14 protein-coding genes and 1 pseudogene are annotated in these 17,879 nt (G+C 43.8%); all 15 read right to left on the reverse strand.

The genetic code is table 11. The features are described from left to right. Position 1 precedes the first annotated feature (1 nt). Positions 2–1,600, reverse strand: a complete 1,599-nt coding sequence (locus M1E03_RS12240; protein WP_234026569.1) for a T7SS effector LXG polymorphic toxin — start codon at positions 1,598–1,600, stop codon at positions 2–4. 328 nt (positions 1,601–1,928) lie between these two features. Beyond that, on the reverse strand, positions 1,929–3,056 hold the full coding sequence (locus M1E03_RS12245; RefSeq protein ID WP_458110463.1) for a response regulator aspartate phosphatase: 1,128 nt from the start codon (positions 3,054–3,056) through the stop codon (positions 1,929–1,931). A 204-nt stretch (positions 3,057–3,260) separates the two neighbouring features. Beyond that, a pseudogene (locus tag M1E03_RS12250) lies at positions 3,261–3,374 on the reverse strand (ArpU family transcriptional regulator); the annotation flags it as partial. An 825-nt stretch (positions 3,375–4,199) separates the two neighbouring features. Further along, positions 4,200–4,661 carry an SMI1/KNR4 family protein gene (locus M1E03_RS12255; RefSeq protein WP_025811450.1) on the reverse strand — a complete coding sequence of 154 codons (462 nt, stop codon included), beginning with the start codon at positions 4,659–4,661 and terminating at the stop codon, positions 4,200–4,202. A gap of 407 nt (positions 4,662–5,068) precedes the next feature. After that, entirely contained in the window at positions 5,069–5,350 is a 282-nt protein-coding gene (locus tag M1E03_RS12260) for a putative quinol monooxygenase (RefSeq protein ID WP_020451467.1), read from the reverse strand. A 312-nt stretch (positions 5,351–5,662) separates the two neighbouring features. After that, positions 5,663–7,573 carry a DNA mismatch repair endonuclease MutL gene (gene mutL, locus M1E03_RS12265; RefSeq protein ID WP_145654253.1) on the reverse strand — a complete coding sequence of 637 codons (1,911 nt, stop codon included), beginning with the start codon at positions 7,571–7,573 and terminating at the stop codon, positions 5,663–5,665. Positions 7,574–7,590: 17 nt separating this feature from the next. Next, positions 7,591–10,200: a DNA mismatch repair protein MutS gene (gene mutS / locus M1E03_RS12270; RefSeq protein WP_195536296.1), complete on the reverse strand. Its 2,610-nt coding sequence runs from the start codon at positions 10,198–10,200 to the stop codon at positions 7,591–7,593. Between the two features lie 110 nt (positions 10,201–10,310). Beyond that, positions 10,311–10,859 carry an outer spore coat protein CotE gene (gene cotE, locus M1E03_RS12275; RefSeq protein WP_020451464.1) on the reverse strand — a complete coding sequence of 183 codons (549 nt, stop codon included), beginning with the start codon at positions 10,857–10,859 and terminating at the stop codon, positions 10,311–10,313. A 243-nt stretch (positions 10,860–11,102) separates the two neighbouring features. Beyond that, on the reverse strand, positions 11,103–11,534 hold the full coding sequence (locus M1E03_RS12280) for a RicAFT regulatory complex protein RicA family protein (protein WP_020451463.1): 432 nt from the start codon (positions 11,532–11,534) through the stop codon (positions 11,103–11,105). A 1-nt stretch (position 11,535) separates the two neighbouring features. Beyond that, positions 11,536–13,065, reverse strand: a complete 1,530-nt coding sequence (gene miaB / locus M1E03_RS12285) for a tRNA (N6-isopentenyl adenosine(37)-C2)-methylthiotransferase MiaB (RefSeq protein WP_020451462.1) — start codon at positions 13,063–13,065, stop codon at positions 11,536–11,538. 143 nt (positions 13,066–13,208) lie between these two features. After that, positions 13,209–14,384 (reverse strand): glycine C-acetyltransferase, encoded by a 1,176-nt coding sequence (locus M1E03_RS12290; RefSeq protein WP_020451461.1) that lies wholly within the window; start codon positions 14,382–14,384, stop codon positions 13,209–13,211. A 14-nt stretch (positions 14,385–14,398) separates the two neighbouring features. Then, positions 14,399–15,442, reverse strand: a complete 1,044-nt coding sequence (gene tdh, locus M1E03_RS12295) for an L-threonine 3-dehydrogenase (RefSeq protein WP_195536438.1) — start codon at positions 15,440–15,442, stop codon at positions 14,399–14,401. A gap of 124 nt (positions 15,443–15,566) precedes the next feature. Next, a complete protein-coding gene (locus M1E03_RS12300; protein ID WP_020451459.1) occupies positions 15,567–16,487 on the reverse strand; it encodes a dipeptidase in 921 nt (306 codons plus the stop codon). A gap of 105 nt (positions 16,488–16,592) precedes the next feature. After that, on the reverse strand, positions 16,593–16,853 hold the full coding sequence (gene spoVS / locus M1E03_RS12305; RefSeq protein ID WP_003181955.1) for a stage V sporulation protein SpoVS: 261 nt from the start codon (positions 16,851–16,853) through the stop codon (positions 16,593–16,595). 201 nt (positions 16,854–17,054) lie between these two features. Further along, a complete protein-coding gene (locus M1E03_RS12310) occupies positions 17,055–17,852 on the reverse strand; it encodes a TIGR00282 family metallophosphoesterase (protein WP_035338732.1) in 798 nt (265 codons plus the stop codon). Between the last annotated feature and the right edge of the window lie 27 nt (positions 17,853–17,879).

Below are 17,879 nucleotides of genomic sequence, written 5' to 3' on the forward strand. Positions count from 1 at the left end.
CCTATTCATCTTTTAATATTTTGCTTCCTTTTGTAAATTTACTATTATATTCTTCTTGAGTAAAGATTCTAAAGGTTAATTTATCAGGTCTCCCTTTTTTATCTGTTTTTCTTAATCCATCTAAAGAGTTTTTTAGAGTTTTATCTAACTCTTTTTGTATTTTCCTGATTTCCTTTATATCGGTACCAGCCCTCCATCTAGAACTTGATGGAAACTTTGAAGCTAATTTATCACTAACAATGAAAGCATCAATATCGAAATCCGTAGGGTCAAATGGAGCGTTTCCCTTATGCGGTCCTTTCTGCCCTGTAGCCAATGAGCCTCTATAACCAACTTTAGCATTTGGATCAATTTCTTTAATTTTCTTCACTGCAGGACTCATTTTGCTTTGAACGGTATTCATAATTTCTTTTCTAGTTTGAACCTTCTCCGCTCCTTTAACACCTTTTTCAGCTTTTGCAACTTTCTTTCCCGCTTCTTCACCTTTAAATAACTTGAAGCCGCGTTTTCCGTACTTAAATGCCTTTCCAAAAGGGGTGACATTCAATGCGGCCATAAAACGATCCCCATTACCTTTAACGATTTCACCTGTTGCAAGGTCGTATCCAAACGCTGCTCTTACTCCATCATACACACCTGTAAATTCCAAAGCTGTCTCTAAATATTTTTCCCACTCACTCTTTTCAACATGATCAGGAAGGGTGTATGCAGGTTCTATCTTGACGATAGTATCACCGTCTATGTATGCCCTGTAAAGCGTATCATTAAATAGTCTATAATCTTTTTTAAGTTTATTCAATTCCTCTTGAGTGTACTCTTTGGTGGAAACCTTTTGTGTCGCCAATTTTTTTAATCGATCTGGATCGGAGAGAGTGTTAATGTCAGCATCTTCTTTTTCCCCGATTTTTTTCAACATAACACCCATCGCTGTTTCTTGATTTCCACTCAAGGCATCCATCTCATCCGGCTTTAAAATAGCGCCTTTTTGATAACCGGCGATTTCAATTTTGGGCCCGGTATACATCTTTTCGAGCCGCGCGATGTATTTCCGCATCGTCTCAAGATCGTTTTCGGCCGTTTTAAGGGCGTTTGTTTGCTCGCGGTCAAAAGCATGCAGCTTTTCAATTGTCTGATTGATTTCCTTTAAGGCTTTCTGATTCTGTTCGTGAAAGCCGCTGTCATTCAAATCAGGCAAATCGACAATGTGGCTGACTTTTGCGATCGTGGCGTTTGTTTTAGATACCAAACGCTTCGTTGTGCGGTCGGCTGAATTCACCCCTTGTTCGAGCTCGTGTTCGAGAAAGGTTTGCGATATAAATCCGTTATGATTCGGTTCAAAGGAATTCAGCGCATTTTTGATTTTTTTCAATGCAGACTGATATTCCCCAATAAGAGTTTCGTAAAACTGAAGGAATGGAGTATGGCATTCTTCATAAAAGTTACGTATCGCGTCTCCCCCTTTCCCCTTTAAAGCATCATCAAGTGATGTAATGCCCTCAACACTTTTTTTAACTTCGGCAATTTCGTCTGATTGATGTTTTAATTGTTCCAGCGTTTGATCAATGGCTTTGTGCAACGCTTGAACATCCAGAGTCTTCATAGCATTCTCCTCTAATACTAAAGTGACATACCTCGAAATATTTTACCACTTTATAGAAAGGAATTGGTGAATAAATCCTATCAATCCATGAAAATGAATCTTTGAGATTAGGTCATTAAACCTATTTGTTAAGGGTTTGAAATACATAAAAAAAAGCCGCTAATTAAACGGCTAAAAGGATATTCCAAAAACTCTTTTAGGTTAAACAACAAAATAATGACTGGGTGCGCTTGTGATGTTTCTTGAAGCTGTGTTGATATCATCGTTGTTCGAAAAATGACTGAGAAAGCCAAGTCCAATTATCATAATTCCTAAACCGATCTTCATTTTAGACTTCATACAAACATTCCCCCTTCAATATTTGCTTTTGAGCATAGACCATCTTTTTAAGACAGATGAGACTATCCTCTGTTTTTCCATTATAATCTAGATAGGTGCCGGCTAACAATGCCAGCTCTTCCAAATACGGAAATCCTTTGCTTGTTTCCAGTCGATTGAAAATTTTAAAAAGCGATGTAGTTTCACACTGTTTTATATAAAGTGACTCGAGAGCTTCAAAAAGGCTTATAAACAGATAATCTTTAAGTTCCACAGCACTTCTAAGCCCTTTTCGGTAATAATCCTTGGCTTTATCATGCTTATTTTGTTTGAAATTGATTAGTGCCAAGTCGTGATATGCTTGCGGCAAATTTTTTGATTTTAATTTTTTATATTGAATGAGAGCTTGTTCAATATATCTTGCAGCCTTGTTTAAGTTGTCCATTTTGTGATAGCAGTTGCCAAGGTTGTAAAAAGCAGAAGCGTATATCTGTAGATTTTTCTTTTTTAATAGTTCTGCGCCTCTAAGTGCTTGATTTAGGTGTGGAAGAGCCTTTTCATGATTCTCTAAATCATCATAATTCCCAGCAATGACAAAATGACACTGAATAAGGCGAACAGAATAGAGTTCATATTTTTTGTAAATGTTATATGCACGCTCTGCAAAGTACATCGAAACGTGGGTCATTTTCATGTGGTAATAGACTTCAGCCATTTTAAAGTAAAATTCCGCTTTTTCAATCGAATCTGATATAGCAGGAAATTGTCGTTCCGCTCTTTTATAATAAGTAATTGCCTTCGTATATTCTCCATTCCTAAATTCGTACATCCCTCGAAAAAAATGATAATAATACGTAAGCATATGATCTAATTTTCGTTTATTCCCTTCAATCCTCTTTAAATATTCTGATAATTCCATCTGTTTTTTACCCGAAGGTGCTATATATTCAATCATTATACTGTGGCGGAAAGCCATCAATTGATAATAGATTAGTAAATCCTGATCTTCTTCCATAACCTCTATATCCCTTTCAATTTCAGCTTTAAGCATTTCGGCGTCTGTCACATTGAATTTTTGAATATGCTGGTGCCACTCAGTAATTTTCATCCCCACTTCTGCAGATGAGATTCTAACCAACCTTTTCACCCTTCCCTTAACTATACTAATGATGTAAATTTTAACAATATTTCATCATTCGAAAAAGACGTTCGGGCCACCGCAATTAAATTTTCGGTTCCCCCCGCAACAGCAATTTGAGAAAGGATTAAGAACTATTGATTTAATGGGGGTGATTTTAGGTGATTAAAGTTAGATGCTATTGCGGCTTTTTAAAAGGGAGCGCTATATAATCCCAAGAGCTGTCGAAAAATTGTAAATGGCTCGCCGTTTGACCAGATAGTATTTGTCCTTTTTCAACCCCATCTCCATATAAATCTCAATGTCCTTTATTTTTTGAGAGCAACAGGCTGGGAATTCATATACTTCTACCTAATCATAAACTTTATATAATGGCCTTTTTTGAACGTTGAAGATTGCATCACCGATTTCTAGGCAAATATACAATTATGTATAGACAAACTTCCAGTCCAAAAATAGTCGAATATAATTCTTTATTATAAATCGTAAGATAAAAAGGAGTGATAGGGCTTGTTTTATGATCAATATCCTGTAAACCCGTTTTCATTCCCATCTTTTCATCGGCCATTTGGAATTGAATCCAGTACCTATGTTCGGAATATGCGAGCATTTAGAGATCTTGACCACCTTCGCAGAAATATTGTTCGTTTATTGGGCAGGATGGGGTATGTATTAGTCAGAATTGGAGTGGATCAATTTAATAATCTAGGAGTTACAGGCCAAAGACCCGGTACAGCCTACCAAGAGCTATGTGAAATCTGGATTTATCATAAACACCTTGAGGGCAGAAGTTACGAGGAAACCGTTCTTGCTGAATGTACTACTGATTAAGAGGCTAAAAGACATGTCGATCAGGTTGTCGCCGCGCTACAGGGAAACCTATAGAGCCTTAATTGTTAGAATTTGCTTCATTAAAGTAGAATCAGAATCATATTCAAACCATGCATTATTAGGGGAGAAGGGCCATTAAAAGCGGATACAACCCGTGCACAAATAGTGTCAGCAGGCTCTCCGTCATGGACTCGCTCTTCACGTTCGTTTTTCTTGTCTTTAACGTATGACAAAGTAGAATAGCCAAAAGCCCACCATTTTATCCCCTTTTAAAAAGTACTCAATTAGAGATCGAGTGCTTGCTATATGCAATTATTCTTCATCGTCCCACTCTTCGTCTTCTTCCCAGTTTTCTTTAGACTCCTTAAGGTTTTCTATGAAAAACTCTAGAAAATTAGTAGCTACTGTTCGACCATAACCCTCTTGATTATCCCAAAGTATAACTGGGCATTCACCATCTACCATCCTGTTTGTATCAAGACAATAAGAGAATTCATCTACGTATTCAATGACTACGATACCATCAATTAAACCATAGTGATCTCTGTAATCTTCAGTAACTGTTACTACTCTTGAAACTTTTCCATGACCTAAAATATCTACACCGTAAATTCCACCGGACCCATAGTTTTTTAAAAACCATTTATAACTTTCGGGTAGTTTTACATTTAGGTTTTCTTGAATATCATTAATTTTTTCGATGCTAATGCCACCTGTAAAATCATCATCTTCAGCATTTTCTTTTATGAATTGTTCAACTTCCGAATAGTTCACAGAAATCACCTCTTAATCTTGATTCTCAAATTGTTTCATTCTTTTTTCTTCGTGATTTTTTAATTCTGTTACTCCAGCCAAACTTATTACTTTCTTGATAGATACAAACAGCTTATTAAACATTTGATCTGATTTTGCTTCAATTCGAGAGGCTAGCCAAAATGCTAAATGCGCTCCAATTTTTGGGGAAGAGCAAGGGTTTCATGTTGCCGAAAAAGCAATCACCGGCTAAAAAATTAAATCAGTGTTTCAATGACTGAAGCGGACTCCTAAAGGGTCTGCTTTTTTGTTCTTAACAGCCCTCGGGATTATCCGAGAGCTGTCGTGAGATTGTAAATTGACCCGCCGTTTTATTTGATCGTATTTCTCCTTTTAAGGCCATCTCCATATAAATCTCAAGGAGCCTTTTAATCCTTCACATTGCTTTTCATTAACCATTCTACTTCCGTTAATTCTTGTTTTTGAACGTCTTTTGTGTGTTTTTTTGTGAAATGGACCTTAAGAGCTTCTTCGTTTTCCCAAATCTCCCAGAGCATGATTTTGCGTTCTGATGGTTCAAGGGGATACGCATGGAATTTAATGCATCCTTCTTCTTTGTTCGTTTCTTCCTCAAGTATTTTGAATTCCTTCATTATTTCATTGAGGTCTTTATCACTGATAATTTTTAAGCATGCCGTTATGTAATGCATCCAAATTCCCCCTTCAAATCATTTCATAGCCTTTCATTATAACATTTTCTCGAAAAATGAAAACAACTGCGAAATTTGTCTAATGGCTGCCTTATGGGTTTCCACTTAAAAAATGGCTTCTCTTTGAGATGAAGCCCTTTTTCCCTATCTTGAGAATAACCGGACGATATACGTGCCGCTTCCTGATGTTCTGGACACTAAACTTTTTAATGGGTGTTGAAACAATCCGTCTAAAAGTGGTCAAAATGTGGCCAATAAAATGAAAATCGCTCACAGCCGTTGATGTAGCAAGGGCTGTGAGCGATTAGATATTTACATGACCCGCTTAAACATCTTCTCCATCTCATATGTCGAGTAGTGAATGATAATCGGCCGGCCGTGCGGGCATGTGAATGGGTCGGATGTTCTGCGCAGCTCATCGAGCAGGGCGGTGATTTCGTCGTCCCGCAGATGATGGTTGGCTTTGATGGAGCCTTTGCAGCTCATCATGATTGCGGCTTCTTCGCGCAGTTTTTTAATGTCGATCGTGCGGTCATCAAGGACCTGTTGAATGATGTCTTCAATGATCGTCGTTTCTTCCCCTTTTGGAAACCAAGTCGGGTGGCATCGGACGATATAGCTGCCGGCGCCGAACGATTCGAGAAAGACGCCGACTTTGGCTAAATCGTCCAAGTGCTGGTCGATCGTCAGCGCTTCATTTTTTGAATAATGGAATGTCAGCGGCACAAGCAGGTCCTGGACTTCCGATTCGACTTCCCCGACTTTTTCACGGAAATATTCGTATTTAATTCGCTCCTGTGCGGCGTGCTGATCGATGATGTACAGCCCGTTTTCATTTTGGGCGAGAATGTAGGTGCCGTGCATTTGGCCGATCGGATACATGATCGGCACCCTTTCTTTTGGCGTATCTTCGTCATGGGCGTTTTCGCCTGCCTGTTCCGGTTCGGCTTGTACGGCCGGTTCGGCTTCCGGCGTATACTCTTCCACTCCAGGCCATTCAGGTTCGGTGTCTTGCATAATGCTTTCTTCGCGCTCTGCGGGAGCGGGAGGAGGCGGGTCTTTGACTACCGAGCTTAATTTCATCGCCGAAAACGATGGCTCCGGCTTATATTCTCTTTCAACATCAGGACCAGAAAGAGGTGCCGGCTCTCGTACCTGGTCGAAATCAAGCTTTTGCTGTTCCGATTTATTGATCAGAGGTGCGGTTTTTTTCGGAACTTGCACGCTTGGAATGAGCTGCTGCTGTTTAAAGACGTCTTTGATGGCGTCGCGAATCAGTTCGTGAAGCTCCGTCTCTTTGCTCAGCCTGACCTCCAGCTTTGACGGATGCACGTTGACATCCACAAGCAGCGGGTCCATGTTGATTTCAATAAACGTGATCGGATGGCGGCCGATCGGAAGAAGCGTATGGTAGCCCTCGTGGATCGCTTTCACGAGCGGAAAATTTTTAATGTATCTGCCGTTGACGACAGATGACATGTAATTTCGCGATGCACGCGTAATTTCGGGAAGGGCGATATAGCCTTTCACTTCAAAATCAAGAGATCTCGCTTCAAGCGGGAGCATTTTTTTGGCAACCGACGTGCCGTAAATCGCCGCAAGCACGTGGCGGACATCGCCGTTTCCGTTTGTCTGCAGAAGCGTTTTCCCTTGATGACGCAGCCTGATCGAAACTTCCGGGTGGGCAAGGGCAATTCTGTTGACCACATCTGTAATGTTGCCAAGCTCCGTATGGATCGTTTTCATATATTTCAGCCTTGCCGGCGTATTAAAAAACAGATTGGTAACCGTAATTTCGGTTCCTCTGCGGCTTGACGCTTTTTGCTCGGAAATGATTCTTCCCCCCTGAAGCGTCAAATGGGTGCCTGCTCCTTCTCCGGTGCTCGTTTTAATGCTTAGATGTGAGACAGACGCGATACTTGGCAAAGCTTCTCCGCGAAATCCGAGCGTTCTGACGCGAAACAGATCGTTTTCGTCTTTGATTTTGCTTGTGGCATGACGCAAAAAAGCCGTTCTGCAGTCTTCTGCATCCATCCCTTCGCCGTCGTCAAGCACTTTAATCGAGGCGAGACCCGCTTCTTCAACATCGATTTCAATCACTGAGCTGTTCGCATCGATTGCATTTTCGACAAGCTCTTTGACGACCGACGCAGGCCTTTCCACTACTTCACCCGCCGCGATTTTATTCGATAAATCGTCTGGCAGCTGAACAATTTTTGCCAAGTTGGGTCACCTCTTTATTACTTTAATTTTTTTTGCAGCCTGTACAGTTCATTCATGACTTGTATAGGCGTCATATCGAGCAGATCCATCGTTTTAAATTCGGCTAAAACAGCCTGCTCTTTTTTGGAGAGCTTCGTCTCTTTTTCTTTCGGCTTGTCCGTTTCAAAAAATGACAGCTGGGCCGGTTGATCTGCAACAGTTGCCGCGACTTCTTCCGCCGCCTCTTTTACCGTATTCGGAGCCGTTGATGGAACCGCTTCTTTGGCGCCGGATTCAAGCTCTTTCAGGATCGTTTTCGCCCTGCTGATCAAACCGTCGGGTAATTCGGCAAGCTGCGCGACATGGATACCGTAGCTTTTATCTGCTGCGCCTTCTTTTATCTGGTGAAGGAATACGACCTTTCCTTCGTATTCTTCCGCACGAACGTGAACATTCTTCAAGTCAGCAAGCTTTTCTTCAAGGGTTGTCAGCTCGTGATAGTGAGTGGAAAATAAAGTCTTCGCGCCGATGTGCTCGTGAACGTACTCGATGATTGCCTGCGCAAGCGCCATTCCGTCGTAAGTGGACGTACCCCGGCCGATTTCGTCAAATAGAATCAAGCTGTTTTTCGTCGCATGAACGATCGCATTTTTGGCTTCAAGCATTTCCACCATAAACGTGCTCTGCCCGGATATAAGATCATCCGCAGCACCGATTCTTGTAAAGATCTGATCAAAGATCGGCAGCACCGCTTTTTTGGCAGGAACAAAACAGCCGATCTGCGCCAAAATGGAGATCAGCGCCATCTGTCTCATATACGTGCTTTTCCCTGACATATTCGGCCCGGTGATTAAAAGCATCTGTCTGCCTTTGCCCATTTCGCAGCTATTCGGAACGTAAGACTGGCTGTCCATCACCTTTTCTACGACCGGATGCCGTCCGTCGATCACCTGAACGACGTCCTCGGAAAACTCCGGTTTAACATAGTGGCGGTTTTCGCTGATCGTCGCAAAACATTGGAGCACATCAAGCTCGCTCATCATTTTTGCCAGCTGCTGCAGGCGCGGAATATATTCCTTCACCTTGCTGCGAAGCTCGGAAAACAGCTCATACTCCAGCTCGCAAATATTGTTTTCCGCTTCGAGAATCAGCGCTTCTTTTTCTTTCAGCTCCGGCGTGATGTAGCGTTCTGCATTGGTCAGCGTCTGCTTCCGTTCATAGCGGCCTTCTTCAAGCAGATGGATGTTGGCTTTCGTCACTTCAATATAATAGCCGAACACCTTGTTAAAGCCGACTTTTAAAGAACGGATTCCCGTGTACTCGCGTTCCTGCTGCTCAAGCCTTGCGATCCAGTCCTTTCCGTTCTTGCTTGCGTCCCTGTATTCATCCAGCTTCGCGTGATAGCCGTCTTTGATCAAGTTCCCCTCTTTTAATGAAAGCGGCGGATTCTCGTATAGCGCATCTTCCAAAAGATTCAAAAGATCGCCGCACGGATCGATTTTCTCGGCGCGCGTTTTTGCTTTCGGATGGTCGAGGGAGCCGACAAGCTGTTTGATGGCCGGCACTTGTTTCAGCGATTCCTTTAGCTGGATCAAATCTCGGGCATTGACGTTGCCGTAAGCGACCCTTCCGGCGAGCCGCTCGAGATCGTATACTTCCTTCAGCCGTTCGCGCAAATCTTCCCGCTCAAACAAATGGGCGATCAGCGTTTCGACGATTTCCTGGCGCTCTTCAATCTGTCCCTTTCTGATCAGCGGCCTGTCGATCCATTGCTTTAACAGCCGCCCTCCCATTGCCGTTTTCGTTTCATCCAAAAGCCAAAGAAGCGAGCCTTTTTTGTTTTTCGAACGGATCGTTTCCGTCAGTTCAAGATTGCGTTTCGAATACAAATCGATTTTCATCGCTTCTTCGAGCTCGTAAGCCTGAACGTTTTGAAGGTGGTCAAGGCTTCTTTTCTGCGTCCGCTTCAAGTAGACGTAAAGCCTCATAAACGTATCGACAAGCTCTTTGGACGCCAGACCGTTCACAATTTCAGGCCATTCATCTGCTTGTTCATCCTCGAAAGAGATCGTGGCGCCGCAGCGCTCTTTCAGCAGCGCGACATCTTTCTCGTCAAAGTTGCGGCTGACGACGATTTCCCTTGCTCCGACAGAGTAAATCTCGGAAACGACATCATCAAGCCTTTCGATAATCGTCACTAAGTTCTCGCCCGTCGTCAAATCAGAAAAAGCGAGCCCGTATGTATGCTGAAATTCACTGACAGAGGCGATAAAGTTGTTTTCATTTTCATGAATTCCTTTTCCGTCCATCACGGTGCCGGGTGTGATCAGCTGCACGACTTCCCTTTTGACGACTCCTTTGGCCGATTTAGGGTCCTCCACCTGCTCACAGATCGCGACTTTATAGCCTTTTTTAATGAGCTGTTCGATATATGAAGAGCATGAATGATAAGGAACCCCGCACATCGGAATTCTTTCGCTCGATCCACCGTCTCTGCTCGTCAGCGTGATTTCGAGTTCCTGAGACGCCTTTTTGGCATCTTCAAAAAACATTTCATAAAAGTCTCCAAGACGAAAAAATAAAAAGGCATCCTGATACTCTGCCTTAATCTTTAAATATTGCTGTATCATAGGCGTGTAGCCTGCCATATTTAATCCCTCACTATGTATAAACGTTTCTATTGATTCCAACACTCATTATACCATAAAGATTCATGCTGAAAAAAAAGAAACTAGGGCGGTGTTTCCCTAGCTTCCTTTTATTCTTCTGGATCTCCGACCAAAAACTCCGGATTGATGTCCTCAAGTTCTTCATCAAGTTCTTCTTCCCACGCCTCTTCCTCATCGCTTTCCGTCCAATCAGAATTGACCTCAACGACGACCTTCGTCTCGCCGACAACCTCTGACAAAAATTCCCTTTCCGCCTGTACAACCACTTTGTTTCCGTTCGGAGAAATGGTCACTTCAAGGCAGTTCGGCTGCTGAAGCACCTTCGCAATCACTTCGTGTTCATCATCTAAGTAATTTTTGTCGCGATACCGGAGCTTAATAACATCAACATAGGAAACGCGTTCTGTCACAACTTCGGTTTTGGTGTTGTCCGCATATGAATACCAGACGTTGATATCATATGTCCCTTCAATTTCCACGGTTTTTCCGATTTTTTCGGCGTCATACTTATGATTGATAATCCAACCGCCTAAAATACTGGTTGGCTTTTGCGAAGGGGAGATTGTATGAGTGGACTGGGTGAATTTCCGGCCTTTCGCGACCACCGCTTTAGTAATAATTTCCCTGTATTCAGACATTCGGTCATGCCTCCTTGTTTTTCCTCGTATTATCCTATGCTGGGCATTCGTCTAATGTGCGTTCCTTGAGAAATCAAAATAACATCCCATATAATGAATCTGTTTAAGTGTATGCAGATAAAAGGATAAACTTGACTTAAATCAGAAAAGAAAAAGACAGACCGAAAACCGAATCTTTTCAATTAGCCGTCGCGGCGGGAAATTGCATTCAAAAAAACGACGCCTTTAAAAGGCGCCGCCAAATTATAGAGAACAGCTCGGTGATGAATTTTTTACTCTTGAACCGGTCTCGCCTTTCAGCAGGTCTCCACCAGTTGATGTGATGATCTCGTTTGTCACTTGGTTTGATATTGTATGCGCGACGAGCTGAAGAAGGTCGTTGACTTCCATTTGGGAGTCTCTGAACTCTTGAATGATCGGGATCTCGTCAAGCTCTTCCTGAAGCGCGTCAATCTTTGCTTCCGTTTGTTTAAGCGCTTCGTGCTTTTCGTAATGTTTAAAGTTGACGGCTTGCTTTTGCAGGGCTTTGATTTGGTTGATAATGCCAGTTATTTTGGCATTCTCATTAATCTGTGCCTCCGCTTTTTTGAAAAAGTCGACTTCTTCCGTTTCGGCAATCATTTTTGCGAGCTCCCGCGCTTTTGCAACAATCTCTTTTTTCGTATAAAGCGTCACTTTATTTCACCTCGATTGCTTCTCCTACCATTTCTCCGTCAAGCGACCAAGTTTTCGCCTGGTGGATTTTCACGTTGACAAGCTGGCCGATCGCTTCTTTTGGTCCTTTGAAGTTAACAAGCTTGTTTTTCCGTGTATAGCCGGCAAGGATATCAGGGTTGTTTTTACTTTCACCCTCTACTAACACTTCGACAACCTGCCCCTCATATTCCTTCATTTTCTTCGCGGAAATTTCGTTGACCACTTCATTTAATCGCTGAAGCCGTTCTTTTTTCACGCGCATCGGAACATTGTCTTTCATTTTTGCAGCTGGCGTTCCTTCGCGAGGCGAGTAAATGAACGTATAGGCGCTGTCAAATTCAACTTCTCTGTATAAGGAAAGCGTTTCTTCAAATTGCTCATCAGTTTCGTTCGGGAAGCCGACGATAATGTCTGTTGTTAAAGACGCGTTCGGCATCGCTTTTTTAATTTTGGCGACAAGCTCGAGATAGCGTTCCCGGTCGTATTTGCGCGCCATCAGTTTCAAGACATCCGAGCTTCCGGACTGAACAGGCAGGTGGATGTGGTCCAGAAGGTTCCCGCCTTTTGCGAGCACCTCGATCAGATGATCGTCAAAATCACGCGGATGGCTTGTCGTGAAGCGGATTCGCGGAATATTGATTTTGCGGAGCTCATCCATCAAGTGTCCGAGTCCGTATTCCATATCCTCGAAATCTTTGCCGTAAGCGTTGACGTTCTGTCCGAGAAGCGTGATTTCTTTATAGCCTTCAGCCGCAAGTCGTCTCACTTCCTGAATGATTTCTTCGGGACGTCTGCTTCGTTCTTTTCCTCTTGTGTACGGCACGATGCAGTACGTACAGAACTTGTCGCAGCCGTACATGATGTTGACCCAGCCTTTAATTTTGCCGGTGCGGACTTTCGGAAGGTTTTCAATGACATCGCCTTCTTTAGACCACACTTCGATGACCATTTCTTTTGACAGATAAGCTTCTGACAAAAGTTCCGGCAAGCGGTGGATATTGTGTGTACCGAAAATCAGATCGACAAACGGATGTTTCTTTAAAATCCGGTTGACGACTGATTCTTCCTGGGACATACATCCGCATACGCCAAGGATCAAATCCGGATTGTCTTTTTTCAAAGCTTTTAAATGGCCGATTTCACCGAATACTTTGTTTTCCGCATTTTCGCGAATGGCGCATGTGTTTAACAGAATCACATTAGCGTCTTCAGTCGAATCCGTCGGCTCATAGCCGAGGGTCATGAAAATACCGGCCATGACTTCTGTATCGTGTTCATTCATCTGGCAGCCGTATGTGCGGATGTAGAACTTCCGTCCTTCACCCATCCCTTTGTACTGCTCGGAAATTTTAAAATCGCTATGGTATTTAACCTCTTCTTTGCCGCGTTTTTTCGCATCTTTTAAGGAAGGCGGAACATAAACAGCTTCGAAGTACTTGCTGTAATCCTTCTCGGATTTTTTGTCCGATGGATTGACCTGTCCGCTTTCAATGCGCTGTTTCTCATTCATGTTTTTGATCTCCTTTCAAACAAAGCTCCACTCTTCAGTATAAAGGTTCTCGGTTGTCAGCACAACCCAGAACCTATCATTGTACACTAACTGAAAATGATTATCAATGGTTATTTGCTTTGTTTAAAAAGAAATCGACGAGTTTAAAGCAGACCCGCTTTTTTGGCGCCGGTTTCAATGATTTCAAGGGCTTTATCAAGTTCTTCTTTCGAATGCTGGGCGGTCATGATCGTTCTGATCCGCGCTTTGCCTTTCGGGACGGTCGGAAATACAATGGCCTGGGCAAATAAACCGAGCTCGAAAAGCGTGCTTGAAAAGCGGCATGCCTCGGCTTCATCACCTATTAAAATCGGCGTGATCGGCGTTTCGCTCTTAATCAGCGGAAGGCCGATTTTTTCAAGCTCTTTTTTGAAGTACGAAGTATTGTCCCAAAGCTTTTTAATTAATGAAGGTTCCTCCATCAGCACATTGACCGCTTCAATGCATGCCGCAGTGACGGCCGGCGGATGGGAAGTACTGAAGAGAAACGGTCTGCCTTTATGCTTTAAATAGTCGATCAGCACCTTGGAACCGGCCGCATAGCCTCCTAAAACACCGATCGCCTTGCTGAGCGTGCCGACTTGAATGTGAACCTTCCCGTCCAGCCCGAAATGGTGAACCGTTCCGCGTCCGTTCTCGCCGAGAACGCCGGACGCATGCGCGTCGTCGACCATGACAAATGCGTCATACTGTTCAGCGAGCCGGACGATTTCGGGAAGCGGCGCGATGTCTCCGTCCATCGAAAACACGCCGTCTGTAACGATAAGCCGCATTCTGTAATTCATTGATTTTTTTAAAATCTTTTCTAAATCTTCCATGTCCGCATGCTGATATACTTTTTTGCCCGCTTTGGTAAGTCTGATGCCGTCAATGATGGAAGCATGGTTTAATTCGTCTGAGATGACGATATCATCTTTGGTAAGAATGCTTGAAAGAATGCCTTGATTTGCGGTGAAACCGGACTGGAATACGAGCGCAGCTTCAGTATTTTTAAATGAAGCGAGCTTCTTTTCGAGCTCATCATGCATGGTGAATGTTCCGGCTATTGTCCGGACCGATCCCGTTCCAGCTCCGTACCGTTTTACCGCCTCTTCGGCCGCTTTTTGGAGGCGCGGATGTGACGTCAACCCGAGATAGTTATTGGATGAAAGCTGAATGATGTCTTTTCCCTTCATTTTGACAGTTGATCCTTGCAGCGATTCGATGATCGGCAGTTCCTGAAAAGTTCCGTTTTCTTTCATTGTATCAAGCTCGGAAGCTAAAAAATTAAATTCTTTCATATCCATCTCTCCCTTCACGGTATCAATACGACTTTTCCGCATTGCCCTTTTCTCATCAGTTCAAAGCCTTTTTCAAACTCTTCCATCGGGAAACGGTGGGTGATGACAGGCTTGATTTGAATCGTACCGGACTGGAGAAGACCGCTGACCTGCCTCCACGTTTCAAACATTTTGCGGCCGGTAATTCCCTGAACCGTCAATCCTTTAAAGACGATATCATTTGTCATATCGATGCATACGGGATGCTCGGGCAGACTTAAGACATGCACCCGCCCTCCGTTCGCAGCCATTTTTAAACTTTGGCGGATGGCCGTCGGATGGCCTGACATTTCGCAAACCAAGTCCGCCCCTTCACCGCCTGTTAAAGCGCTTACATTTTTGAGCGGATCTTCTTTTTCAACGGAGATGATATCGGTTGCCCCCATTTGCAATGCAAGGTCGAGCCTGTATTCGTTTTTATCGATGGCGATCACTTGTGACGCGCCTGACGCTTTTGCAACTGCCACGGCCATCAATCCGATCGGTCCGCAGCCGACGACAGCGACTTTCACTCCAGCTGTCATTCCCGTCAGAACCGTATGCACGGCGTTTCCGAGCGGTTCTTGAATAGAAGCGAGATCCTCAGGCATGCCGTCCGGATTTTTCCAAATGTTTGCGGCAGGCACTTTGACATATTCAGCAAAACAGCCGTCTGTATCGACACCGAGAATCAGCGTTTTTCTGCAGACATGCTCTTTTCCGGTCAAACACGGCAGGCACTTTCCGCAAACGATGTGCGTTTCTGCCGAAACATACTCCCCTTCTTGTACCGCAGTCACATTTTCCCCCACTAGTACAACCTCGCCGGAAAATTCGTGGCCAAACACATAAGGCGGTTTCACCCTGCTTTTCGCCCATTCATCCCAATTATAAATATGGACATCCGTTCCGCAAATCGATGCGGCTTTGACTTTGATCAGCACCTCGTGTTTGTCGATCTTCGGTATCGGGACGAGCTCGAAGCTGGCGCCTGGCTCCCCCGGCTTCTTGATAAGCGCCTTCATATTTCCGCCCAAGATGAACAGACCCCCTTTGCAAAATCGCTTTACAAAAGGATTGTAGCACGATAATTCATATTGGTAAACACCTGTGTCCTCCTGATAAAAACAGATGAACACCCTCTGAAAAATGTATGATATTTTTTTAAAATGGGATGCGGCTGAAGAAATTTTGAAAGAGAAATCCGTCGACTTGACTTGGTGTATATGAGCGCTGCAAAGCTTCGATCAGATTCCCGTAATCTTTGTGGGCTTCCAGACCCGGAATGACCCGGTCGATGCCGTCAAAATCAGATCCGAATCCGATATGCCGCTCGCCTCCCAAAGAGCAGACATGGTCAATATGTGAGAGGATATCTTTGATCACAGGCGTTTTTCCGTTTCTCACGAATTCAGGGACAAATGTCAAACCGATGACGCCGTTCTTTTCAATAAGCGCTTTGATTTGATCGTCTTTTAAATTTCTCGGATGAGGGCAAAGGCTGTGCGCATTCGAATGAGAGGCGATCGGATACGCTGCCGTTTCAACCGCACCCCAAAAGCTTTTCTCTGATAAATGGGAGAGATCGGTCCATGCCCGGTTTTTGTTCGCCTTGCGAATCAGCCTTTCCCCGTAAGAAGTCAAACCTGCGTTTCTTTCTTCTAAAGCGCCGTCTGCGAACGTATTGGCCCAGTTCCACGTCAGGCCGAAACTTCTGACTCCGAGCTGAAAAAAGATGTCAAACAGCCTTAAGTTTTTTGAGATCGGCTCACAGCCTTCCATCGTTAGAATGATGCCGGTTTCATCGCTTTTGAGCTTGTCGATATCGGCTTTATGTTTGATCAGTTTGATCCGCTTGTACTTTGCAATTTTTTCGTGAAACAGCCGGATCTGCACGAGCGCCATTTCAAGCCTTATTGTGTCGGGTACGGTTTCGGGCAGAAAAATCGCCAGACACTGCACTTTCGCCTTTCCGTTTAACAGAGCCTGAACCGGCGTTTGAAGCGACGGGTCACTGTACTCATTAAGCTTCGGATTTTTCCAGAGCTTCAGCAGCAAATCAGAATGGGCATCAAAAATTTTCACGTTCATCCTCTCCCGGCTGCATTTTTCAAAAACGGCTAAACCAAAAACAACCCGCTTACGTGAAAGTAAGCAGGTTGAAGCATTTGAAAAAGAGTGATTTTTCTATCAGCGAGGCTCTACGATTAGCTTAATCGCTGTTCGTTCTTCACCGTCAATTTGAATGTCCGTAAACGCCGGAATGCAAATCAGATCGACACCGCTCGGTGCTACAAATCCCCGTGCAATCGCTACCGCTTTAACAGCCTGATTTAATGCTCCGGCTCCGATTGCTTGAATTTCTGCAGCTCCTCGTTCCCTCAAGACTCCTGCGAGCGCACCTGCGACCGAGTTTGGATTTGATTTTGCTGAAACCTTTAATATTTCCATTCCTGCTCCCCCTTAAGTTTACAATGGATAAGTGAGTGTTCATTAGAACAATCATTATTAGATGTTGCTATTTTCAAAGCCATCCCCTTTTAATTGCTTTTCAAAAATAGCAGGGTACCTTCCATTTTTACTATATTCACTATAGGACCGGGATATTCCTGCTTTCCTTTTAATATTTTTCTAAAATGATTTTCTGTTCAGTCATTCAAAAAACATGTGGTCATCATTAATTAATATCCGGTCAATTTTAACGGCTTTCTTGCTCTGTTCGTCAATGTCAATGACAACTCCGCTCAGTGTTGTGCGGCCTTCGGCAATCTCAAAACGAACGGGCAGGCTCGTTTTAAATCGCTTGATAATCGTCTCGCGGTCGACGCCGAGAATCCCGTCGTAAGGCCCTGTCATCCCTACGTCTGTTATATATGCCGTGCCTTTCGGAAGAATGCGGTTGTCAGCTGTCTGAACATGCGTATGCGTTCCGACAACTGCTGACACGCGGCCGTCCGTATACCAGCCGATCGCCTGCTTTTCGCTTGTCGCTTCGGCATGAAAATCGATAAAGATGAACGTTGTTCTTTTTGACGCTTCTTCTATTAATTCATCAGCTTTTCGAAAAGGGCAATCGATCGCAGGCAGAAATGTGCGGCCTTGCAAATTGATCACAGCCAGTTCCTTCGAACCGTTTGTTTTTATGTATGTGATGCCTTTTCCAGGCGTGCCTTCGGGAAAATTGGCGGGTCTGACGATCTGCGGCGCATCATCAATAAAATCAAATATTTCCCTTTTATCCCATGTGTGGTTTCCCATTGTGAGAACGTCGGCTCCCGCTTGAATGAGCTGGTGGTATATTTTTTCGGTAATGCCTTTTCCGTGTGCGGCGTTTTCTCCGTTGACGATGACGGCGTTCGGTTTATATTTCAGCTTCAGCTTCGGCAAATAGGTTTTGATCATGTCTCTGCCGGGCGAACCGACAACATCTCCAATAAATAAAATTCTCATAATTTGACCCTTTCTTTTTTAAAATAG

The organism is Bacillus sp. PK6-013 (assembly GCF_054161445.1).

Bases quoted from the DNA above. Each gene is read 5' to 3' on its own strand.
- miaB (WP_020451462.1), bottom strand. From the start codon at position 13,065: ATGAATGAGAAACAGCGCATTGAAAGCGGACAGGTCAATCCATCGGAC.
- M1E03_RS12260 (WP_020451467.1), bottom strand. From the start codon at position 5,350: ATGCATTACATAACGGCATGCTTAAAAATTATCAGTGATAAAGACCTC.
- M1E03_RS12310 (WP_035338732.1), bottom strand. From the start codon at position 17,852: ATGAGAATTTTATTTATTGGAGATGTTGTCGGTTCGCCCGGCAGAGAC.
- M1E03_RS12290 (WP_020451461.1), bottom strand. From the start codon at position 14,384: ATGAAAGAATTTAATTTTTTAGCTTCCGAGCTTGATACAATGAAAGAA.
- mutS (WP_195536296.1), bottom strand. From the start codon at position 10,200: ATGGCAGGCTACACGCCTATGATACAGCAATATTTAAAGATTAAGGCA.
- spoVS (WP_003181955.1), bottom strand. From the start codon at position 16,853: ATGGAAATATTAAAGGTTTCAGCAAAATCAAATCCAAACTCGGTCGCA.
- cotE (WP_020451464.1), bottom strand. From the start codon at position 10,859: ATGTCTGAATACAGGGAAATTATTACTAAAGCGGTGGTCGCGAAAGGC.
- M1E03_RS12240 (WP_234026569.1), bottom strand. From the start codon at position 1,600: ATGAAGACTCTGGATGTTCAAGCGTTGCACAAAGCCATTGATCAAACG.